The 22,525-nt window shown below is 59.2% G+C and carries 21 protein-coding genes; 4 read left to right on the top strand and 17 right to left on the bottom strand.

Annotation, left to right across the window (positions count from 1 at the left end; all coding sequences use genetic code 11):
* Positions 1-195 precede the first annotated feature (195 nt).
* Complete coding sequence (locus FDP08_RS12055) at positions 196-354, top strand: YqaE/Pmp3 family membrane protein (protein ID WP_022989318.1); 159 nt, start codon at positions 196-198, stop codon at positions 352-354.
* Positions 355-399: 45 nt separating this feature from the next.
* Here FDP08_RS12055 and FDP08_RS12050 read toward each other — a convergent pair whose 3' ends face one another.
* Complete coding sequence (locus tag FDP08_RS12050) at positions 400-2,037, bottom strand: MBL fold metallo-hydrolase (protein WP_137436389.1); 1,638 nt, start codon at positions 2,035-2,037, stop codon at positions 400-402.
* Between the two features lie 292 nt (positions 2,038-2,329).
* Here FDP08_RS12050 and FDP08_RS12045 point away from each other — a divergent pair, with 292 nt between their 5' ends.
* Positions 2,330-2,761, top strand: a complete 432-nt coding sequence (locus FDP08_RS12045) for a thioesterase family protein (RefSeq protein WP_137436388.1) — start codon at positions 2,330-2,332, stop codon at positions 2,759-2,761.
* Here FDP08_RS12045 and FDP08_RS12040 read toward each other — a convergent pair.
* The 10 genes from FDP08_RS12040 to FDP08_RS11995 form a co-directional block, all read right to left on the bottom strand.
* Positions 2,755-3,102, bottom strand: coding sequence for a Na+/H+ antiporter subunit G (locus FDP08_RS12040; RefSeq protein ID WP_228263292.1), 348 nt, complete (start codon positions 3,100-3,102; stop codon positions 2,755-2,757). The two genes, FDP08_RS12045 and FDP08_RS12040, sit on opposite strands and share 7 nt — an antisense overlap.
* Positions 3,099-3,368, bottom strand: a complete 270-nt coding sequence (locus FDP08_RS12035; RefSeq protein WP_137436387.1) for a K+/H+ antiporter subunit F — start codon at positions 3,366-3,368, stop codon at positions 3,099-3,101. Before FDP08_RS12035 ends, FDP08_RS12040 begins: the two co-directional genes overlap by 4 nt.
* Entirely contained in the window at positions 3,365-3,859 is a 495-nt protein-coding gene (locus FDP08_RS12030) for a Na+/H+ antiporter subunit E (protein WP_137436386.1), read from the bottom strand. The genes FDP08_RS12035 and FDP08_RS12030 overlap by 4 nt, the downstream gene beginning before the upstream one ends.
* The gene (locus FDP08_RS12025; RefSeq protein WP_137436385.1) at positions 3,856-5,388 is read right to left on the bottom strand and encodes a monovalent cation/H+ antiporter subunit D; all 1,533 of its coding nucleotides are present in this window, start codon (positions 5,386-5,388) and stop codon (positions 3,856-3,858) included. The genes FDP08_RS12030 and FDP08_RS12025 overlap by 4 nt, the downstream gene beginning before the upstream one ends.
* Complete coding sequence (locus FDP08_RS12020; protein ID WP_137436384.1) at positions 5,385-5,723, bottom strand: Na+/H+ antiporter subunit C; 339 nt, start codon at positions 5,721-5,723, stop codon at positions 5,385-5,387. Before FDP08_RS12020 ends, FDP08_RS12025 begins: the two co-directional genes overlap by 4 nt.
* Entirely contained in the window at positions 5,723-8,533 is a 2,811-nt protein-coding gene (locus tag FDP08_RS12015; protein ID WP_137436383.1) for a monovalent cation/H+ antiporter subunit A, read from the bottom strand. The genes FDP08_RS12020 and FDP08_RS12015 overlap by 1 nt, the downstream gene beginning before the upstream one ends.
* A 99-nt stretch (positions 8,534-8,632) precedes the next feature.
* Positions 8,633-9,916: an MATE family efflux transporter gene (locus FDP08_RS12010; protein ID WP_137437318.1), complete on the bottom strand. Its 1,284-nt coding sequence runs from the start codon at positions 9,914-9,916 to the stop codon at positions 8,633-8,635.
* Between the two features lie 338 nt (positions 9,917-10,254).
* Positions 10,255-10,752 carry a thiol peroxidase gene (gene tpx / locus FDP08_RS12005; RefSeq protein ID WP_137436382.1) on the bottom strand — a complete coding sequence of 166 codons (498 nt, stop codon included), beginning with the start codon at positions 10,750-10,752 and terminating at the stop codon, positions 10,255-10,257.
* 101 nt (positions 10,753-10,853) lie between these two features.
* Positions 10,854-12,059, bottom strand: a complete 1,206-nt coding sequence (locus tag FDP08_RS12000; protein WP_137436381.1) for a Bcr/CflA family multidrug efflux MFS transporter — start codon at positions 12,057-12,059, stop codon at positions 10,854-10,856.
* 221 nt (positions 12,060-12,280) lie between these two features.
* Positions 12,281-13,192, bottom strand: a complete 912-nt coding sequence (locus FDP08_RS11995; RefSeq protein ID WP_137436380.1) for a LysR family transcriptional regulator — start codon at positions 13,190-13,192, stop codon at positions 12,281-12,283.
* Positions 13,193-13,328: 136 nt separating this feature from the next.
* On the opposite strand from FDP08_RS11995, the gene FDP08_RS11990 reads away from it, so the two are divergent.
* A complete protein-coding gene (locus FDP08_RS11990) occupies positions 13,329-14,000 on the top strand; it encodes a haloacid dehalogenase type II (protein ID WP_137436379.1) in 672 nt (223 codons plus the stop codon).
* 171 nt (positions 14,001-14,171) lie between these two features.
* On the opposite strand, the gene FDP08_RS11985 is transcribed toward FDP08_RS11990, so the two are convergent.
* Complete coding sequence (locus tag FDP08_RS11985) at positions 14,172-15,323, bottom strand: alpha/beta fold hydrolase (protein ID WP_137436378.1); 1,152 nt, start codon at positions 15,321-15,323, stop codon at positions 14,172-14,174.
* A gap of 219 nt (positions 15,324-15,542) precedes the next feature.
* On the opposite strand from FDP08_RS11985, the gene FDP08_RS11980 reads away from it, so the two are divergent.
* A complete protein-coding gene (locus FDP08_RS11980) occupies positions 15,543-16,439 on the top strand; it encodes a 1-acylglycerol-3-phosphate O-acyltransferase, YihG family (protein WP_137436377.1) in 897 nt (298 codons plus the stop codon).
* Here the strand turns inward: FDP08_RS11980 and FDP08_RS11975 are convergent.
* The 5 genes from FDP08_RS11975 to FDP08_RS11955 all read right to left on the bottom strand — a co-directional run bounded on the left by FDP08_RS11975 (position 16,436) and on the right by FDP08_RS11955 (position 22,466).
* Positions 16,436-16,648, bottom strand: a complete 213-nt coding sequence (locus FDP08_RS11975) for a hypothetical protein (protein WP_137436376.1) — start codon at positions 16,646-16,648, stop codon at positions 16,436-16,438. The two genes, FDP08_RS11980 and FDP08_RS11975, sit on opposite strands and share 4 nt — an antisense overlap.
* Before the next feature lie 67 nt (positions 16,649-16,715).
* A complete protein-coding gene (locus FDP08_RS11970; protein WP_137436375.1) occupies positions 16,716-18,716 on the bottom strand; it encodes a ribonuclease R family protein in 2,001 nt (666 codons plus the stop codon).
* Between the two features lie 151 nt (positions 18,717-18,867).
* Positions 18,868-19,317 carry a DUF411 domain-containing protein gene (locus FDP08_RS11965; RefSeq protein WP_137436374.1) on the bottom strand — a complete coding sequence of 150 codons (450 nt, stop codon included), beginning with the start codon at positions 19,315-19,317 and terminating at the stop codon, positions 18,868-18,870.
* 125 nt (positions 19,318-19,442) lie between these two features.
* Positions 19,443-22,028 carry a heavy metal translocating P-type ATPase gene (locus tag FDP08_RS11960; RefSeq protein ID WP_137436373.1) on the bottom strand — a complete coding sequence of 862 codons (2,586 nt, stop codon included), beginning with the start codon at positions 22,026-22,028 and terminating at the stop codon, positions 19,443-19,445.
* A 6-nt stretch (positions 22,029-22,034) separates the two neighbouring features.
* The gene (locus FDP08_RS11955) at positions 22,035-22,466 is read right to left on the bottom strand and encodes a MerR family transcriptional regulator (RefSeq protein ID WP_137436372.1); all 432 of its coding nucleotides are present in this window, start codon (positions 22,464-22,466) and stop codon (positions 22,035-22,037) included.
* Positions 22,467-22,525: the final 59 nt, after the last annotated feature.

Below are 22,525 nucleotides of genomic sequence, written 5' to 3'. Positions count from 1 at the left end.
TCGGGGCCTGGTGTCCGGAATTTGTGGGCGGGACAAGGATAGAGGCCCCAAAGTTTTATGAATACGGCTGTGACAAAGGTTTAATGCCACTTTCATGATCTCTTTGTGTATTTCCGCAAAATAGCCTATTCATGAGGCTACAGGATGCCTGTTACGGTTCTGTATCCGTTATACGTCTGAAAGGGAACTCACTCTATGGATCTTTTGCGAATTCTTATTGCGATTTTGTTACCGCCGTTGGGGGTGTTTTTACAAGTGGGGATCGGAAAGCACTTCTGGATCAACATTGTGTTGACCCTTCTAGGCTATATTCCGGGTATTGTCCACGCGGTGTGGGTTATCGCAAAGAAATAACATGACCCCGGGGCGGGGCCATGATGAATGAGGCGAGGCCGTGGCTCAGGTGTGTGAAGTGGCATGCCAGATCTCGCCTTTCTTCGCCGCCCTGCCATCCGTCTCCAGTTTCAGCAGATGTGCCAGCGCAGAACGAGCCGCAACCCCGTGGATCGCCGCCGGCACGTCGTCGTACGCTTCCGCCGTCAAAGCCTTCAGGCTGGCCCTGGTCAGACTCTTCAGCACCCGCGCCACCTTATGTTCCCGGGCCAGGCGGTGGGTAATCAGGTAATCGATAACCGCTTCCGGGTGCCCCATCAGAAAACCGTGAGCCGGGGCAATGTAGCGCACCGGCTCGTCCAGCAGATCGTACAGGGACTCCAGGTAGGCCTTCATATCGCCGTCCGGGGGATTAATCACCACCGTCGAACCCTGCATAACGTGATCACCGGAAAACAGAAGTTCCTGCTCCATCAGCAGGTAACACAGGTGGTTGGAGGCATGGCCCGGTGTGTGAAGCACTTTCAGCGTGCCAGCGTCGGTTGTAATCAGGTCCCCGTCGACCGGTTCCTCATCCGCAGCAAACGTCTGGTCCTGGGCCGCCCCTTCCGGCGCCGGCTGACCATAAACACGGCACCCGGTCCTGGCTTTCAGCGCGACGGTACCGGGGGAATGGTCCTGGTGGGTGTGGGTCACCACCACCTGATCGATCGCCCCGCCGGTGATTTCCAGAATCCGTTCAATATGGGTGGCATTTTCCGGCCCCGGGTCCAGTACCGTGAATCGTTTGTGCCCCAGTAAATAGGTATTGGTGCCCGGCCCGGTCATCATCCCCGGATTCGGGGCCGTCAGCCGCACCACACCGGCTGCGACTTCCACCGGTTCACCGGGCACTATCTCCGCACGGGTCGAGCCTTCCCCCTCTGGATCCAGCTTGGCGGCTTCGTCATACGCCGGCGCCCCAGGCTCCAGCAACACCGACTTCCCCTTCTTTACCGCCGGCCATGACTTGCTGGGATAGGGCTCTGGCGGATTGGCATGAGCGTAACGCATCACCTCGCCCGTGGTGTCGAAATCGCTCAGTATCCGCAGCGTGCGGATGGTGGGCAGGCCCAGCAACCGAAGGCCACAGCGGTGATCCTCCAGCGCCTGCGCAGGACTCAGCCAGACATGATCAATCGTTTCCACCCCGTCATGGCTCGCAACTTGGTTCTCCGGCGCCACTGCCACGAAAAACCGGGTATCAAACCTGCGGGGCGGCCCGGGTGGCGTAATCCAATGCCCCAGATAGGCCAGCCGGTCCAGCGGAATCGTCAGTTTGTGTCGCTGGCAAACCTCCGACAGCGTCAATTCACCCTTGAATAGCGCCATGCGGTCCTGATGAACCGGGTGCCCGGTAGCTACGTCTCCATCATCCTGGTCCTGCGCCACCAGAATACCGGCTTCCTCAAAACACTCTCTGACCGCAGCCAGCATATAGTCAGCCCCGCCTTCGTCCAGGCTCATGGTCTGACTGATATCTGTATCGCCACGGCCTATGGCATGTGCACGTCCTTCTATGTCCTGCTCGTCGACAGAGCCACCCGGAAAGACAAAGAATCCGGGCATAAAGACCGCTTCCCAGGTTCGTTGCAGCAGCAATACCTTCAGACCATCGGCAGTATCTTTTGTCAGAACCAGCGTTGCAGCAGGGCGAATATCCATAGAATTTCCGTTATCTCTTTATTTTTTTGGTGCGCGCCGAAATGTGAAGCGGTGACTGGGAGAGCCTTTTCAAAACTGTGCGGAGCCATGGATGGCGGAGCTCAAGCGCCACATGGATGTGCTTGAGCGTGTTTTGAAAAGGCTCTCCCAGTCAACGCCGCCCCCAAGCCCCAACGCGCCGAGGACAAACCCAAGATAACCAATATTGAACTTGATGTCCCGGGATGAAGGCAGGCCGACAACCAAGTATCATTGGCTTCCTCCGAAAATCTTCCCCTACAGGAACTCAACCTTGGCCCGTATCAAGCTCTCTTTCCCCGATGATGCCTTTTACTTTGAAACCAAGATGCCGGTTCGTATCACCGATATCAATGGTGCCAACCACCTGGGCAACGATGCGCTCGTATCCATGCTGTCCGAAGCCAGGGCCCAGTTTCTGGTGAGCTATGGCGTTCAGGAGGCCGACAAAGACGGCATGGGCATCATCGTCACCGACCTGGCAACCATGTACCAGTCTGAATCCTTCTTTCCGGAGATGCTCAGGTTTGAAGTGGGATTAATGGACTTCAACAAATATGGTGGCGATTTCGTCTTTCGGGTCACCAAGGCTGAAAGCGGGCAACCAGTGGCCCTGGCCAAATACGGCTTTGTGTTCTTCAACTACCAGCGCAAGTCCGTCGTGCCGATGCCCGAAAGCTTCCGGGCACGGTTTGCAGATCACTGATCCGGCGGCCCACTACGGGTCTGGGGGGAGCACTTCAGCTTCCGGTGCAGCGCCGCCTTCGCCATCATATGGGCGCTGACCGGCGCCGTCACAAACAGGAACAGGGTCACCAGCGCCTCCTGGACCGACAACCCGCCTTTCAGAAAACTGAAATACAGCAAGGACGCCACCAGGATACAGCCCACGCCGAGGGTGCTGGCCTTGGTGGGCCCATGCAGTCGCATGTAGACGTCCTTCAGTCGCGCCAGACCAATGGAGCCGATCAGCGCAACAATGGCGCCCGCTACCAGGAAGAAGGTAATCGCCAGCTCCAGAAGCAGGGGCATCTCTGAACCGTTCATTCGATCACATCCCCCCTCAGCAGGTACTTGGTCATGGCCACGGTGCCGACGAATCCCATCAGGGCGATCAGCAGGGCCGCCTCGAACAGAATGCCCAGCGACATCTGGATGTCCGCCAGCACAATCAGGGCAATGCTGTTGATCATCAGAGTGTCCAGGGCAAGAATCCGGTCGACAATGTCGGGCCCGATCGCCAGCCGGTAAAGGTTGAGCAGCACAGCGAGGCAGAACACTCCGATGACGAATGGAATCACGGTAGCAATCACTGGAAAATCTCCTTCAACGGCCGCTCATACTGGTCCTTGATCTGCCGCACCAGCTCATCTTCATCAGTAACATGCAGGGCGTGAATCAGCAGGGTGCCGGCATCGCTGTCGTAGTGGGCAGTTACAGTGCCCGGTGTCAGGGAAATGGTACTGGCCAGAATGGTGATGGCGAAGTCGTCATCCAGTTCCAGGGGAAAGATGACAAAGCCCGGCGTTAACTGGTTGGGGTACCAGAGGATACGCTTTGCCACGATCAGGTTTGAGCGAACGATGTCTACCATCAATACCAGGAAGTACCGAAGAAGCGGCAGCAGATAGCGCACTTTGGCCTGTTCCGGCCAGAATGACCGGGTTACGAAAGGAATGAAAACACCCAGGGCCAGCCCCAGCAGCATGTGGGCGACCGAAAAACTGTTGACCATCAACAACCAGAGCAGCGCCAGGAACAGAGAGAACAGTGGTCTTGGCAGCCAGAATTCGCGACGGTTCATTCGGTCACCTCCCCACCCTGGCGGACGTAATCACCCAACACCGCATCGACGTAGCCGGACGGCTGGTAAACAAGCTCGGCGGCTGCCGCCAGGTAATCCATCACCGGTTGGGCAAAAAGCGCAAGAAGGAAGCTGATGGTAACCATCACACACACGGCGGCAGTGCGGGCGCTGTCCAGTGCCGGGACGGTTTTACCAGTGTGTTCCTCCGGCCGCCAGAACCAACCGGACCCGGCCCTGCTCAGGGCTGCGATGATTAACAGTCCGGAAATGAGAATGGCCCCCCACAGCCAGAGATAGTCTGGCAGGTGGGAGGAGGATTGCAGAATCCATGCTTTGCTGACGAACCCGCTGAAGGGCGGCAGACTGGCCATACTGACGGCGGCAACCAGAAACACACTGCCCAGAATCCAGCGGTGGGACAGCGGCGAGATGATGGAGAAACGGTCGTAACCGTTGTCACGGTAACGCCCGATCAGGTCTGCCAGCAGGAAAAACACCGCCGTCATACAGGTACTGTGCAGCAGGTAGAACAGGCTGGCGGCCAGAAGCTGTTCGTCGTTGCGGGACAAAGTTGCCAGCAGTATCCCCACAGAAACTATGACCATGTAGGCGGTCAGAGTCCGCAGGCTGGCGGCGCCCAGTACGCCAATGGCTCCCAGTGCCAGCGTTACCAGGGCCATGGGCCACAGCCACGCCAATACCGTATCGTTGGCAGGTGCGGCTTCATCCAGGCCAAATACCACCAGAAACACCCGCACCATGGCGTAAAAACCTACTTTGGTCATGATGGCGAACAGCGCCGCGACGGGGGCACTGGCTGCTGAATAGGCCCGAGGTAGCCAGAACAGCAGCGGCAGCAGGGCGGCCTTGATACCGAATACCACCATCAGCAGGAGCGAAGCGGCTTTCAGCAACGGCAGGTCCGCCTCCGGGGCATTGGCAATCACATGGGCCAGGTCAGCCATGTTCAGTGTGCCGGCAATGCCATAGAGGATGCCAAGCGCCAGCAGGAAAAGCGCCGAGCCAGCCAGATTGATGATGACGTAGTGCAGGCCGGCCCGGCTGCGCGCGCGCCCACCACCATGAAGCAGTAGTGCGTAGGAGGCGATAAGCAGCACCTCGAAGAACACGAACAGATTGAACAGGTCCCCGGTGAGGAAAGCACCGTTGATACCCATGAGCTGAAACTGCAGCAGGGCATGGAAGTGGGAGCCCTCGCGGTCCGAGCCACGGCTGGCATAGAGAACGCAGAACAGGCTCAGCAGAGCCGTCAGCAGCAGCATGATGGCGGTGAGCCGGTCCAGCACCAGCACAATTCCGAAGGGCGGCTGCCAGTTGCCAAGACGGTACAGGGTGTAATCCGTGACACCCGCCTGGAGAACAGCCCACACCGCGAACACCACCAGCAAAAGGGTGGACCCGATACTCAATGACCGTTGGCGGCCAATGTTGTAGCGGTACATCACCAGCAGGAAGGCGCCCGTCAGCAGGGGTATCACGATGGGCATGATCATCAGGTGGTTCATTGGCGGTCCTCGTTCGGATCTTCGCCATCCACATGATCACTGCGCAGTTCCACCGCCGCTTTCAGGGCCAGTACCACCACAAAGGCCGTCATCGAAAAACTGATCACAATGGCGGTGAGTACAAGGGCCTGGGGGAGTGGATCGGTATAGTTCTCCACCAGCCCGATCACGGCCGGGGAGGCAGTGGTCAGCCGGCCCATGCTGAACAGGAACAGGTTTACGCCATGTGATAACAGCGTCAGACCCAGCACCACGGAGAAGGTGCGGGCCCGTAGCATCAGGTACACACCAGTGCTGGTCAGCACGCCCAGGGTAATGGCAACCACCAGCTCCATCAGCCCACCTCCTGGCCGGGCCCGGCCACGGTCATCAGTTTGCCCAGGTTTGCCAGGATCAGCAGGGTTGCCCCCACCACCGTGGTGTAAACCCCCAGATCAAACAGCAAAGCCGTCGCCAGCTCGAACTCGCCGATCAGCGGCCAGTCCATGTGGCTGAAAGCGGAGGTGAGGAACGGGTAGCCGACAAACCAGCTGCCCAAACCGGTGGCCGTGGCAATCAGCAAACCGGCGCCAATCAGCGGGCGGAAATGCGTGAGCATCCGTTCCTGCGCCCATACCAGGCCACCAGCCATGTACTGCAGGGTGAGGGCAACCGCAGTTACCAGCCCGGCAATGAAACCCCCTCCCGGCATGTTGTGCCCCCGCAGGAAAATATAGGCGGACACCAGCAGGGCAATGGGCAGGGCCATGCGGGAGACCATCTGCAGAATCACCGGATGCGGCTCGGCATACCCTTTTGCGGTGCCGGCACTGGCTACCCGTTCCTTCAAATGCAGGTCACGGGTAAACGCGAATACCGCAACGGCGGCGATACCCAGCACGGTGATTTCCCCCAGGGTGTCGAAGCCACGGAAATCCACCAGAATGACGTTGACTACGTTGGTGCCGCCACCACCGGGAACGCTGTTGGCGAGGAAATACCCGGAAATGGTCTCAGCCGGTCGGGTCAGCACTGCGTAAGCGAAGAGTGCAACGCCGGTCCCGGCCAGGCCAGCCAGGCCCAGGTCGCGGACAATCCTGCCGGCTCCGGATTCCCTGGGTGAGGTCTGGGGCAGGAACGACAGTGCCAGCATCATGATGACCACCGCCATGACTTCCACGGAGAGTTGGGTAAGTGCCAGATCAGGGGCCGAGAACTGGGCGAACGCGAGGGTGACGAACAGGCCGGTGACCGAAAGAAGAAGCAGCGCCGGCAGGCGCTGATGGTGAAACAACGCGACGCCAATGGCCGACAGGCACAGGATGACGGCACCGAAAACCACCATTGGGTTAACCTCTGTCAATTCCGATGGACCTTGCCAGCCACTGTAGCCACCGAGCATCCACAGCGCCGGTGCGATGGCGGCGACCAGAATAAAGGCCAGGTAGCGTTGCAATGAGCCATTTTCCAGGCGATAGACCAGCGACTGGGCGAAGCGGATGCTTTGCTGCATGATCTGCTCAAAGATGTTCTTGGCATCCAAGTCCGGTAACTGGCGATGGATGGCAAACAGCGGGCCGCGGGCGAGATAGAAAACGATGCCGCCAAGCATTGCAATCATGCTCATCATGGCCGGCGCCTGGGCGTCGGACAGCGCCGAGAAGTCGTATAGCGGCAGCTGGGTCATGGACGTAGCCATGACCGCCAGGTGAATCACGTTGTCGTAGATGGCTTGTGGTGCCAGCCCCACCATTAATGAGGCAGCGGCAAGAATGAACAGAGGTACCAGCATGCCGGCCGGTTTTTTGCGGGGCGGCCAGTGGGGCAGGTCCACCGGCTGACCGTTGAAAAACACGTTGTGGAAGATGCGCACGGAATAGGCCACGGAAAACAGGCCGGCAACGGTAACCCATACCGGAATCAGGGTATTGGCCCAGTGGGGTGCGGTCACCAGCAGGCTTTCCGAGAACAGCATCTTCTTGCTCAGGTAGCCGCTCATCAGGGGCAGGCCGGCCATGGCGGCCGCCGGTATGGCGGTAATCAGCATCAGCGCCGGCATGGTTTTCCACAGGCCATTGATATTGCGCATGTCCCGGCTGCCCGTAGCCTGATCGACAATGCCCGCCATCATGAACAGGGGGGCCTTGAACAGGGCATGGATCGTCAGATGAAACAGCGCCGCCGCCATGGCCATTTCGCTGCCCATGCCAATCAGCAGAGTGATCAGTCCCAGGTGGGAAATGGTGGAATAGGCCAGCAGGCCCTTGATGTCGTGCATGAACATGGCCACAAAGGCGCCAACCATCAGGGTGACCATGCCGGTAATGGTGATCAGGCTGAACCATAGCTCGGTGTCGCCCATGGCCGGGTGCAGGCGTGCCATCAGGAACAGGCCGGCTTTCACCATGGTGGCGGAGTGCAGGTAGGCGGACACCGGCGTTGGCGCCGCCATGGCATGGGGTAGCCAGAGATGGAACGGCGCCTGGGCCGACTTGGTAAAGGCACCGAGCAGAATCAGCGACAGGGTCAGTGGGTAGCGGTCATCGCTGATGATGGTGTCGGTGGCGGCCAGCACATCGCTGATCTGGTAGCTGCCAACGATTTGCCCTAAAAGCAGAATGCCACCCAGCAGGGCCAGGCCACCCCCGCCGGTAATCACCAGCGACATGCGCGCCCCCCGGCGGGCATTACGACTGGACCAGGTAAAACCGATCAGCAGGAAGGACACCAGGCTGGTGAGCTCCCAGAACACCAGCATGAACAGCAGGTTCTCGGACAGCACAATGCCGAGCATGGCGGTCATGAACAGCTGAATCAGAACGAAAAAGCGCCCTGCGGTGTCTTTACCGGAAAAATAGTATCGGGCGTAGACAATGATGAGGCAGCCGATGCCGGTAATCAGGGTGGCAAATAACCAGCTGAGGCCATCCAGCCGGAACGCCAGGCCAAGGCCGATTTCGGGCACCCAGGAAAGGGAATAGACAAGGGCTTCGCCGGACTGGATCCGGGGAAGATAACTGAGCAAAAGCAGCAGACAAATGGCCGGGGCGATCAGTGCGACCAGCGCGTGGGTCTGCACATGATCCGGGCCGGGCCGCTTCAACCTTGAGAGGAGCGAAGCAATGGCTCCCAGTACGGGCAAAAAGACGAGAAGCCCAATGTCCATAACGGAATTCAGCCGGTCAGGAGTGAGTTCTGCAAAGCACTCAGCTTATTAGCATTCTTCATGTATAGCCAATGTTTGAGACTTTTTCATTCTTATAAGTCAAGAACCGGCGTGCAGCTTCGCCAGTTTCCGGATGCCCTGGCGGTAGAATGCATAAGCCATGACACCCGCCAACAGGTTACCAGCTAAGGCACCGCTCATCAGCCCGTTGATGCCGCCAATCTGGGCACCAATCCAGAGAAAGGGCAAAAAACAGAGGAACAGGCGAAGGGTGGACACCAGCAGGGCCCGTAATGCCAGCCCAAGGGCGTTGCAGACCGACACCATCAGCATGCAGATGCCCAGGCCGCTGTAGCTGAGTGGCACCCGGACCAGATAGCTGCCAAGGACATCGCTGACTTCCCGGTCACTGGTGAACAACTCAGACACCAGCCCGGAGGCCATGAGCCAGATCAGGCCAATCGCCAGTTGCCACACCACCACAAACCGGACCGCCAGCCGGACCAGTTTGCGGATCTGGCCGAGCTCGCCGGCGCCCAGCATGCGGCCCACCATAGGTGGCATGGACATGGTCAGTGCCAGTACCACCACAATGGAGAAAAACTCCAGGCGCGTTCCCAGGCCCCAGGCGGCCACAGCGGCCGAGCCGAAACCGGCCACCAGTGCGGTAGCCACCATAGCCGAGACAGGGGGCATCAACTGGCTGACCATGGCGGGGGCCATAATGTTGTTCAACTGCTTGAGTGCTCTCCCCAGAGCCAGTTGCTTCAGGTCAAAACGCAACCAGCCGCAGCGCAGCAGTTTCGGGTAGATAAACAGGCAGCCGATGCCGAAGGCGGTAATCGTGGCCAGGGCGGCACCGGGCAGGCCCCAGCCGAAGACGAAGATGTAGAGCGGGTCCAGGGCGATGTTGAGCAGGCTGGTGGCTACCATCATGTAGCCTGGCAGTCTGGTGTCGCCATGGGAGCGGCACACGCTGTAGCCAAAATACAGCATGGCGCCGGTCCAGGCGGACATCAGCCAGGGTATCCAGTAACTTCGGATCAGTGGTAACAGGCTTGGTTCCGCGCCAAGCGCAGACATGATTCGGGTCTGCAATAGCCACAGGCCGATGCACAGGATAATCACCAGAATGGCGCCCACGGTAACCACCAGGCCGCCCAGTCGCTCTGCCCGGAGCTGGTCGCCGGCGCCCAGGGTGCGGGAGATGATGGCGGTGGTAGCGATGCCCAGGCCTACTTGCAGCCCGATGATCAGCTGCTGCATAGGCAGGGTAAAGCCCAGCGCTGCCAGCGGGTCACGCCCTAACTGGCCAATAAACGCGCTGTCCACCAGCTGGAAGGTCATCAGTGAAAGAACGCCGAAAAGCATGGGCCAGGTCATGGTAAATAACTGGCGCGGCAGGCTGGCTTGGGGTTCGGCGTTGGTCACGTTATTGACGTTAGTTCCTGGTCTTTTGCTTGGAGGGCGATTCTAGCATCATTCGTAGGTCGGATTAGCGAAGCGTAATCCGACGCATAGTCTGCGGGGTATGGTGGCTGGGCCAGGGGTGGGGTGTCTTTTCTTATGGGAAAAGAACTCGCTTCGCTCAGACACCTTTTCCCGCCAGAAAAGACACCCCACCCCTGGCCCGATCCGACAACACCGTTATCTCCCGTAGGTCGGGTAGGTCGGATTAGGCGCAGCCGTAATCCGACAACAATGGTTAACGGACCAAAAAATCAAAGCACCGAAAGCGCCTTCTCATAATCTGGCTCATGCTTGATATCATCCACCAACTCACTGTGGAGAACCTTGTTGTCCTCATCCAGCACCACCACCGCGCGGGCACAAAGGCCGGCAAGTGGCCCATCCTGAATGGCAACGCCGTAGTCCTGCTGAAAGCTGTAGTTGCGGAAGCTGGACAGGGTGATAACGTTTTTCAGGCCTTCTGCACCACAGAACCGGCTGGCTGCAGGGGGCAGGTCAGCCGAGACAACCAGCACCACGGTATTGTCCAGGTTACTGGCTTTTTCGTTGAATTTGCGTGTGGAAGTGGCGCAGGTCGGGGTGTCGATGCTGGGGATGATGTTGAGGATCTTGCGCTTGCCAGCCCACTTGTCGAGGGTGACGTCTTCCAGGCCCTGAGTGGTGAGGGTGAAGTCTGGGACGGTGTCGCCCGGTTGCGGGAAGGTGCCGCTGACTGTAATCGGGTCGCCGCCCAGTGTTACGTTGCTCATTTGAAACTCCCTTTGCTGGCCTGATGGATTAGTGTTTAACAACTTACTCTGTGTAGTTCATTTTGGATGCTTTTTCATCCATCGGCCGGGTTAAATGGGTGTCATGCGGGCTCGAATCCGGGAGCCGGGTGCCGTTGTACCAGCAGCAGGTAACTGGCCAGGGCTGCAACGGCACAGATAGAGATGGTGGTCGCCATCACCAGTGAGGTGCCGTCGTGGAAGTGCCCAACCAGCATGCCGATAGTGGCTGCCACCGCCATCTGGGTAAAGCCGAAAAGTGCCGAGGCGGCGCCGGCCATGTGGGGAAAATTGGCCAGGGCGCCGGCCATGGTCTGGGGCAGGACCATGCCAACGCCGATCATGAACAGGGTCTGGGGCAGGATTACGGCCCAGACACTGTAGACCTGAGCGGCCGCCAACGCAGCCATCAGCCCACCACCGGCAACAGAAACAATCAGGCCCCTGACCAGAATCTGGTCTGGTACAAGCTGGCGGCCCAGGCGAATGGCGATCAGGTTGCCGACGATGTAACCGCCGACGATACAGGCGAAGAACAGGCCAAAGTACTGGGGCTCAACACCCAGAAAATCGATCAGCACAAACGACGAGCCTGACAGAAAGGCAAACAGGCCGGCGAATGCCAGGGAATTGGTCAGGGTGTAACCCAGGAAACTGATATCGGAGGCAATCGCCCGGTAATTCTTCAACAGGCTGCCAATGCGCAGGGACTGCCGGTGTTTCGGATGCATCGGCTCGGGAATACCAACGGCAACCACCACCGCCATCAACAGTGCATAGCCACCCAGTGCCAGGAAAATCGACGGCCATCCCAGCCCGACTACCATAAACCCGCCAATGGTCGGGGCGATGGCTGGCGCCAGGGCCATGATGCTGGCGAGGATCGCCATGATTTTTGCGGCCTCTCGCGGCGAATAGATATCCCGCACGGCCGCACGGCCCAGCACAGGCCCGGCAGAGCCACCAAGGGCCTGCAGGAAGCGGGACAGAATCAGCGTTTCAATGTTGGTGGCGAGGGCACAGATAACACTGGCCACTGCGAACAGCAGAAAACCACCAATCATGATGGGCTTGCGGCCAAAGCGGTCGGCCAGCGGGCCACAGATCAACTGGGCAAAGGCGAAACCTGCCATGTAGATGCTCAACGTGAGTTGAACCTGCCCGGTACCGGCTGAAAGGGATTCGCCCATACTGGGCAGTGCAGGCAGATACATATCGATCGCCAGTGGCCCGAGGGCGACGGCGGCTGCCAATAATATCGTTGTCCATACACTGGTGAGTGCGAGCATTTCCGTTCCTGCTTGACTCTCGAAACGCAGCGGGTGGGCCGCCCTCCTGAAACACGCTGTGAATACATCCCTGTACGCTCGGCTCCGCCATCCCTGGCTCCGCACGGTTTCAGGAGGGCGGCCCACCCGCTGCTCCCTGAATTTATGGTGCAAGTCTACGCGTTAACTGAGGGAGGATAACGGCCGCTATTTTCATACAACGTATGAAAAAATCAGATGAGTCAGGTGCTCAGGTTGTTCATCGTCGCGGCCACGCCATTAACGTGGTTGCGGATCCACCGGTGGGCAGGGTCATTCTGGTTGCGCTTATGCCAGAGCATCAGCAGCGTAAAAGGCTTGTAGTCAAAGGGCAGAGGTACGGAGGCAAAATCTTGCAGTAAGTGTTCACTCATGCGCTTCGGCGCCGTGGCGAGCATGTCGGTTCCGTGCAGGAATCCGGGCAGGCCGGAGAAGTTGGAGACGGTGACTGCCGTTCGCCGGGTAAGGCCCCGGGCGGCCAGAGAGTCTTCAAACGCTGTTTTCTCACCGGTGCCGAACAGGATGCCGATGTGATCCGCCTTCAGGTAATCTGCCAGGGTTTCAGGTGCTTGCCTATGAACCGGGTCGTAGAAGACCACCATGTGATCCGCCATCAGCCCTCGTTGCATAATGTCTGTTGCTTCCGGTGCATGGGGCGAAATAATCAGGTCGCACAGGTCCTTGCGCAGCATGTCGGCAGTGGGTATGCCGGACGGGATTACCTGCAGGCGGATGCCGGGCGCTTCACGCCGGAGGACCGACAGCAAGCCGGGCAACAACAGGTCACGTTGGTAATCGTTGGCGGCAATGGTGAAGGTGAATTCGGCGCTGGCCGGGGTGAAGGGCGGGCCAGAGGACAGGGAATGGAGGTCGTCCAGTATCTGGCGTATGTGAGGGCCGGCCTGGACCGCGTAGCGGGTAGGCACAATGCCGCGGCCGGATTTCACGAACAAGGCATCGCCCAGGGCCTGACGCAAGCGGTCCAGGGTATGGCTGACTGCTGACTGGCTCACTCCGAGGCGTACGGCTGCCCTGGACACACTGCCTTCGTCCAGCACGGCAATGAAGGTGCTGAGGGATCGGATGTCCAGGTTGAATGTATCAATGGGGTTCATGAATGGGAGTGTACTTCAGAACCGAGGGTTCCCAATAGGGCTATCGCAGAGTCGTTGTTATTGAATGTACATTCAGGCTTCCTTTAGGCATGGTCTAGGATGTGACTAAGCGGACGGCATAACAAAGGAGAGCCCGATGAAACCAATACTGGCGTTTGATGTATACGGAACCCTGGTGGACCCGATGGGTATGGCTGAACTGCTGGCGCCGGATGCGGGTGAGGCGGCGGAATCGGTGAGCTCTCAGTGGCGGGAAAAGCAGCTGGAGTTTTCCTTTCGCAAGGGCCTGATGCGCATGTACGAGGATTTCGGAGCCTGCACCCGCCAGGCGCTGCGCTACGCGATGGCCAGTCATGAGCTTGAGCTGAGTCGGGAACGGGAGGATGAGCTGATGGGGGCCTATCTTTCCCTGCCCGCTTTTGACGATTCGTTGCCGGCGCTGAAGTCCCTGGAGGGGGATTATCTGATGTATGCGTTCTCAAACGGCACCTATCCGGCGCTGGAGAAGGTGCTGGGGCACAATGATTTGCTGGCAATGTTTGATGGGCTGGTGTCGGTGGATGACATCAAGAGTTTCAAGCCGGATCCGGCGGTCTACGCCTATGCCCGGCGGGCGACGGGGGCGATGGATCAGCCGTTGTGTCTGGTGTCGAGCAACGCCTGGGATGTGATCGGAGCCCGGGCGGCGGGGTTGATGGCCATCTGGGTGCAGCGGGATGCCGGGAAGGTGTTTGAGGACTGGGGGATTCAGCCGAATGCGGTGGTTCGCAGTCTCTCTGAGCTTCCTGCTACCTTGAATAACCTCTGACCCTGGTTGAGGCCCGTCTCGGGAAGGATTGTCCAAAACACGCTCCTTCGGCACATCCATGTGACGCTTGGGCTCCGCCATCCATGGCGCCGCACAGTTTTGGACAATCCTTCCCGAGCCGTGCTTCCGGCTCTTGTGATAGCCGTCCTTTCGTCAGGTGGCCAGGTTGATTCAATCCGATCTTTCTGCCAGCCATTCTGCCATTTCCAGCCAGCTTTCCTTCGGTGCCTTGCTGCCGGCCAGAATGCCCATATGGCCGCCGGGGGTGACCCGGAAAGTGACGTCTTTTGAGCTGACGTGGTCTTCGATCCGTTTGACTGCACCCGGTGTTGCCAGGGTGTCGCTGTCGCCGGCGATGGCGAGTAAGTTGGCGTTTACGTTTTCCAGGCGGGCAACGTCTTCGCCGATCTGGATCTGGCCGCGGGAGAGGTCATTGTCGATCCACAGGCGCACCACCGCATCCTGAACGATGCCGCCGGGGTAGGCGACCATGCGGTCGAGGAAGGCGGAGGTGGTGGCGTGGCTGGAGACGAATTCGCGGTCGCCCAGGCGGACGATGAGTTCCCAGTAGCCCATCACGCTGCCGATGGGGTTGGTGAGTTTGAAGCCGATGGTGTTGGCCCAGCCGGGGGTGTGGAACCAGTAGGGTTTGACGTCGTGCAGGCGGAAGCCGGTGCGTTTGCGGATGAACTCGGCAACGTCGGATACCCGCTGGTACATCAGCCCCATCAGGCCGGAGGCGTGGCTGTCGATGGGGGAGCCCAGCACGATGGCGTTGCGGATGTGCTGGTCGCGGCTTAGGGCGGAGTAGAACAGGGTAAACATCCCGCCCAGACTCCAACCATGCAGCGACAATTCCTGCTCGCCACTGTGCTCCCTCACCCGGTTCAGATACGCTGGCAGCAACTCTGCCACGTAGGTGTGAAGGTTGTAGTGGCTGTGTTGCCGCGTGGGCACGCCCCAGTCGATCAGGTATACCTCAAACCCCTTCGCCCGCAGGAAACGTACCAGACTGCGTTGGGGAAACAGGTCGTAGATCAGCATGTTGACCGCCAGTGGCGGCACGATCACGATGGGTGTTTTGTGGGGCGTACGCTCCACATCAATCATCTCGCCATCCAGCTCGATAAAGTCTTCCGCCAGCGGCGGGTAGTAACGCAGGCTCACCAGGCCATCGGTGTGCAGCGTCTCGAACGGCGTCTGCCCCGCCTGAACCAGGCTGGCGGCGCGGAATACCCGGTCGAAGGCGTTACTGGCGTATAGTGCGGTCTGGCGGGTTATTCCCGAGGCATTGCGAAAGGCGTATTTCAGCGGGTCGGGCATAGAGGTTTCCATAGAATGTATGTCGTTAACGGGTCCGGGAAAGGGCTTTCATACCTGCACAGCCACTAGTGTCGGATAAGACTAGACTACCTGCAGGGGCCAGAACTATGGCAAGAACGTCCATTACCCATGGCAAACCGGTCACTTCACGCCACTGCCCAAACGCGCCAACCATTGGTATCATTCGCCCATCGCAATAAAACCAACAACAGGACAACCATGCTCAGCTTCCTGCCAGCCCCGGTCATCGGCGTACTAAGCTCCATTCTTCTTGGTCTCAACACCCTGTTCTGGTGCCTGCTCCTCTACATCCCGGCCATCTTCAAGCTCATCATCCCCCACAAAGGCTTCCGCGTGCTCTGCACCAAGGCGATCATCTGGATTTCCGAATCCTGGGTGGCCTGCAACACCGGCTGGATGAAGCTCACCCAGGGTACCAAGTGGACGGTGCACGGTGATGAGAAACTCAAACGGGAAAGCTGGTACCTGGTGCTTAGCAACCACCAGAGCTGGGTCGACATCTTCGCCATGCAACGGGTATTCAACCGCCGGGCGCCGTTTCTCAAGTTCTTCCTCAAGCAACAGCTGATCTGGGTGCCGGTGATTGGCCTGGCGTGGTGGGGGCTGGATTTCCCGTTCATGAAACGCTACACCCGTGAATACCTGATCAAGCATCCCGAAAAGCGCGGTGAAGACCTGAAAGCCACCCGCCAGGCTTGCGAGAAGTTCCGCTATACGCCGGTCAGCATCATGAATTTCGTGGAAGGCACCCGCTTTACCCAGGCCAAGCACGACCAGCAGAAATCAAAATACACCCATTTGCTGACGCCCAAGGCCGGCGGTGCAGCCTTTGTGCTGGATGCCATGGGCGATACCATTGAAACTCTGGTCGATGTAACGATTGCCTACCCGGGCGGTGCTCCCAGCTTCTGGGATTTCATGTGCGGACGGGTCCGCGAAGTGAAAATGGAGATTGACACCGTCGCTATTCCCGAGCACCTCAAGGGGCGGGATTACGCGACCGATGCCGAGCATCGCAAGAACGTGAAGAACTGGCTGGCGGAACAGTGGCGGGCCAAAGACGAACGCCTGTCGAGGATGCTTGAGCAGAGCTAGTTGTTGTCGCTCTTGCCGTCGTCCTCAACTTCATCGGGGTGCTCCTTTTTGTAACGCTCCCACTCTTCCCAGTCGTGTGGCGTACCGGCATGGGGCCGCTTCAGATGCTTCGCGTGCTCCATGGCATTGTGGCGCAGGCTGTGGTCCCGCTCCTCGTCTTCCTCTTCGAAGCCGTACTTCTTCAGGAATTCTGTTGGGCTGATAGGCATCCGGATTCACCTCCGTTACGAGTAAGTGCCCGTTGAACCATTACGATGGTGCTCCGGAGCCGGATTTTCAAGCGTCGCCTTTGCCGTCAGGCGCGCTGTCTGAAGCGGAAGCGTCGGCTGACGGCTCCACCAGATTGAACAGGATCTGTTTGCGCTCGTCATCCACACCGGCAAAGGTGACGGTCGCGGGCTGCTCAAGCTGGAAGGTTCGGCCATTCTTGTTGTGAACCAGCCGCAGGGTGACCGGGTCGAAGCTGAACTTGCCTTCCAGGGTCTTGCAGCTGACGAATCCTTCCAGCCCGTTGGCGTCGAGCCTGACGAAAAAGCCCGAGGGGGTCGTGCGGCTGATGACTCCAGTCATCGCGTCCTCGCCCAGGGTCCGGGCAAAATCACTCTTCAGCCAACTTTCAAGGCTGTTGGCGGCCTGCCGCGCTCGGAACTGGGTCAGTTGCAGTTCGGCCAGTTGTTCTTCGCTCAGTTCGCTCAGCGGCTCCTGCCACAGGATCGACTTGATCAGCCGGTGCACGTGAAAGTCGCTGAACTTGCGCAGCGGCGAGGTAAAGGTGGTGTAGGCGGCCAGCCCCATGCCCTGGTGGGGTGCGGGGGTAAACGACAGCTCGGCACGGGCGAGCTGGCGGGAAATGATGGCCTTGACCGGCACTTCCGCGTCCAGTCCTTCGGTCTGCTTCATCAGATCGCGGAAACCTTCGGCGCTGGTGGCGTCCACCCCGGCGAGATCAGGCGCGTAGCCTTCCAGCAGCGCACGAATGTTATCGGCGCGGTCGTCGCGCAGACCGGGATGCTGGATGAACAGTCCCTTGTCCTGCTGGCCCAGGAAGTCTGCCGCGCAACGATTGGCGGCAATCATGCACTCTTCCACCAGGCGATGGGCCTCGTTCTGTACGGAAGGCTCAATCAGGCGTACCCGGCGGTTTTCATCCAGGCGCAGGCGGAATTCCGGGCGGTCGCCGTTCACCAGCGCGTGTTCACTGCGCCACTTGCGCAGGGACATGGCGACCTGATGGAGCTGATCAAGGCTGTTGGAAACGGTGTCCGGTAACGCCTTGACGTCATCGGCTTCACGGCCCTCGATCAGGTTGGATACCAGTTCGTAACTGAGCTTGCCGTGGGAGCGGATCACCGCCTGGTGAAAGCTGTACTCGCCCAGGCTGCCGTCGTTGTTCACCTGCAGGTCACAGACCAGGGCAAGGCGCTTTACCTCGGGCATCAGCGAGCAAAGGCGGGTGCTGAGGGTGTCCGGCAGCATCGGCAGCGGCTCACCAGGGAAGTAGATCGCGGTGGCGCGGCGGAAGGCTTCCTGCTCCGCCGGGCTGCCTGGCTCAACGACCGCGGTGGGGTCGGCGATGGCAATAGACAGTCTCCAGCCGGTAGCGTTGGGTTCGGCCAGCAGGGCGTCGTCCATGTCCTGGGTGCCGGGGCTGTCGATGGTGACATAGGGCTGATCGGTGCGGTCTTCACGGCCCTCACCCCTGGCTTCGATGACCGATTCGTCCAGCGCCTCGGCCTGTTTGCTGACCGCTTCCGGCCAGGCATCCGGCAGGTTGAAGGTGGCAACCGTGAAGGAGCGCTCGATGCCGGCCTCGCCGGCCTTGCCGATCACTTTCAGGATCTTTGCCTGGCCTTTGCCGTCCTTGATCGGGTGTTTGTGGATGCGGCAGTAGATGTAGTCATCGGGCTCGGCGTTCTGGCGTTCTTTCGGCGGGATGAAAATCCAGCGGTTGATGCCCGGTGTTTCCGGCACCACGAAATGCCCCTTGCCTCTCACCAGGTAGCGGCCCACGAAGGTGTCCAGGTTGGTTTCCAGCAGTTCGTCCACCACGCCCTGGGTCTTGCCCTTGTCGCCTTCCTGCTCGGAAACGGTAACCCGGTCGCCCGGCAGGACCTTCTGCATCTCTTCCGGCGGCAGGAAGACATCCCGGCCTTCATCCAGTGCTACAAAGCCGAAACGCCCGTTGGTGGCTTTGACAGTGCCGGGAAACACCACCTTGTTTTCTTCAATATCGGACTTCAGCTGGCGCAACTGGCTGAGGGCGTCGGCGTTGAGCATGAACAGAACCTGACTGGATAAAATTTGAATGTTGTTGCGGAGTATACCGGTTATGACGGTATGAGTCAGACCTGTTACGCGTGGTTAATATCCCGGCTCGATTCATCGGCCGGGATAGTCGCGGGGCAACCTGCAGACTTCAAGGCATAGACTAGTTGTGTTCAGCGAAGACGCGGGTCTGGCCACTTTCGTTGAACATCAGCACCTGGTAATGATCCTTGCGGTCACCCATTTCCATACCCGGTGATCCCGCAGGCATTCCCGGTACCGACAGGCCTTTTGCCTTCGGTGCCTCGGCAATCAGTCGATGAATGTCGTTGGCCGGAACATGGCCTTCGATCACGTAGTCACCAATGAATGCCGTGTGGCAACTGGCCAGTGCTGGTGTCAGGCCGGCGTCGATCTTGATGGGGTTCAGGTCGTTGGTTTCGGTCACTTCCACCTTGAAGCCATTGTCCTCCATGTGGTCTACCCAGTCGGTGCAGCAGCCACAGGTGGGTGACTTGTAGACGTGAATGTCTTTGAGCCCCTCTTCGGCTTGCAGTTGACCGTTGAAACCGACGGTCGCGATGAGGCCCAGGGCCAGCATGTGTTTTTTCATGATGTTACCTCAGTGGTGATGGCTATGATCGTTGTCCGTTTTGCTACCTTCAGAGGGCGACAGCCAGAACCACCATACGATGGCGGCCATCAGGACCAGTCCTCCCGCATTGACCAGAAGTGTGCTCATTCGTTCCCCTCCTTGCCGGCGTTATTGCTGGTTCTGAACAACCGCAGCCGGTTGGCGTTGGTGACCACCGTAACCGAGGACAGCGACATGGCAGCGCCGGCCAGAATCGGGCTCATCAACATTCCCCACAAAGGGTATAACAGCCCGGCTGCCACCGGTATACCCATGGAGTTGTATATAAACGCACCAAACAGGTTCTGGTGTATATTACGAACGGTGGCCCGTGATATCTCAATAGCATCGGCTACGCCGTGAAGCGATCCCCGCATCAGCGTGATGCCTGCGCTTTCGATCGCGACATCGGTTCCGGTGCCAATGGCAAAGCCGACATCCGCAGCGGCCAGCGCCGGGGCATCGTTGATGCCGTCGCCAACCATTGCCACAGTATATCCCTTGCCACGCATTTCGCTGACGATGGTGGCCTTGTCTTCCGGTAACACCTCGGCACGGTAATCATCAATCCCGGTTTTCTGCGCGATGGCTTTGGCGGTGGCGTCCACGTCGCCAGTGACCATCATGACCCGTATGCCGGCATCGTGCAGGCGGCGGATGGCATCCCGGGAGTCCTGTTTGACCGCATCGGCAACACCGATGACACCCACAGCTTTGTTACCCAGGGCCAGGAACAGCGGAGTTCCGGCTTCAGAGGTAATGGCGTCTGCCTCGTCTTGTAAGCCTGCGAGGTCAACGCCTTCGCCTTTCAGCCAGCGGCGATTGCCAAGGCGCACGGGTTGGCCGTCCAGCTCGCCCCTCACGCCTTTACCGTTGAGGGCCTCGAAGCCAGTGATGTTCTCCGGGCTGGCATTTTCGTCCTTGGCTTTCGCCATAATGGCTTCCGCCAGGGGGTGTTCCGAGTGCTGTTCCAGGCCAGCGGCGAGGGCCAGCAATCTGCCCGTGTTGTTGTCAGTTGCATGGAAACGGGTAACGGCCGGATGACCTTCAGTAATGGTGCCGGTCTTGTCCAGAATCACCAGATCCAGCTTACCTGCGGTTTGCAGAGCATCGCCCTGGCGGATCAGGGCACCGTATTCTGCGGCCTTGCCGACACCCACCATGACCGACATGGGGGTCGCCAGGCCCAGAGCACAGGGACAGGCAATAATCAGCACCGTGGTAGCCGCTACCATCATGTGAACCACCGCCGGTTCCGGCCCGACGTTGTACCAGACCAGGGCGGACACCACGGCAATCAGCATTACGCTGGGCACAAACACCGAGGAAATCTTGTCTGCCAATCGCCCGATGGCTGGCTTGGAGCCCTGGGCCTTCTTGACCAGGCGAATGATCTGGGCGAGGGCGGTTTCGCTGCCTACGCGGGTGGCCTTGTAGATAATCGAGCCGTGGGTATTCAGGGTGCCGGCAGACACCTCGTCACCTTCGCGCTTGCTGACGGGCATGGGTTCACCGGTGAGCATGCTCTCATCGATGCGGGTACTGCCCTCGATGATTTCCCCGTCCACCGGCAGGCTTTCACCGGGGCGTACACGGATATGATCGCCGGCCCTGACCTGCTCTACCGGCAGATCCTGCTCCTCGCCGTCACGGATAACACGGGCGGTTTTTGCCCGCAGATCCAGCAGCCGTCGCACGGCTTCCGAGGTCTTGCCTTTGGCTCGCAGCTCCAGCGCCTGGCCCAGATTGATCAGGCCGATAATCATCGCTGAGGCTTCAAAATACACATGCCGCGCCATTTCCGGCAAGGCATCGGGAACACTGGCCACCACGATGGAATAGACCCACGCAGTACCGGTACCCAGGGCAATCAGGGTGTCCATATTGGCATTGTGGTGCCGGAACGCTTTCCACGCGCCGGTGTAAAAGTGCCCACCAGTAGCAACCATCACACCCAGAGTCAGAATACCCAGAGTAAGCCAGGTCATCTGGTTGTCTTCGGTCACCATCATGGTGCCAAAGCCCATGCCCCAGATCATCAGGCCCAGGCCCAGGCTCAGACTGATGGCCATCTTCACCAGCAGTGTCTTGTACTGCCTGCGATCCTCTTGCTGCTTACGGTCATCTGCCGCATCCGGGTCTTCGATCACGCTGGCCCCGTAGCCGGAGCTTTCTACTGCCCTGATCAGCGTCTGGGGGTCCGCATATCCGGTGGCCGTGGCAGTATTGTCCGCCAGGTTCATATGGGCACCGGTAATGCCATCGACCGATTTCAGGGCCTTTTCAATGGTGTTCACACAGGAAGCACAGGTTGCACCCGTAACCGCCAGATGGATCTGGTCGTCATTCCCGGCGCTCTCCCCTTTACCCGTGTCCTGATCGGACTGCTGCCGGGTTTCGGATTGAGCCTGTTTACTGTCGACATGGCAATGGTCATCCTCCGACGCCGGTTCAGTGGCAGAGGAGGCCTCCAGAGGTGAGGCGGGATAACCGGCTTCCGTGACAATACCGGCGGCCTCGGCAGTATCAATGCCATCGGGCAGGGCAACCGTCTGCTCCTCCAGATTCACCTCAACCCGGTCGGCACTGCCGGTCAACGGCTCCAGCGCCTCACGAATCTTGCGAACACAGCCCTGGCAGGACGCGCCGGAAATAGACAGCGCCGGGTGTAGTGCGACTTTCTCATTCATGGAGCATCACTCCTTGTTACCGGTTTCCGGGACCGGTTCGTCCCAGTGTTCAATCAGCTGGCAAATCGTATGGCCGTCCGGCGTGCCATCCGGCATGTTCTGCCAGGCGGATAAAGCAGCCGTCATTCGTCCGCGCAATTGCTGCAGTTCCGCAATCTCACGCTCCACCTCCGCCAGCCGCTGCTGAAACACGTCCCGAACCATGGGGCAGGGCGAATGATGATCCTCCGCCTGCTCCAGAATCTGCCGGATTTCCGGCAGTGAAAAACCAAGCTGCCGCGCTTTGCGGGCAAACCGTAATCGCCGCAAATCTTCTGCGTCGTACAGCTGATAGTTGTTGTCCGGATTCCGGGTGGGCTTCAGCAACCCTTCCCGGGTATAAAACCGGACGGTATCGGGGTTAACCCCCGCACCCATAGCAATTTCTTTAACTTTCATAACGCAGACCGCCCCCCCAATGTTCATAGAGTGAAGGGAAGGACGGCTTTTCCGAAACT

Source organism: Marinobacter panjinensis (genome assembly GCF_005298175.1).
Lineage (GTDB): Bacteria > Pseudomonadota > Gammaproteobacteria > Pseudomonadales > Oleiphilaceae > Marinobacter > Marinobacter panjinensis.
This window is presented reverse-complemented; position numbering and strand designations above follow the sequence as displayed.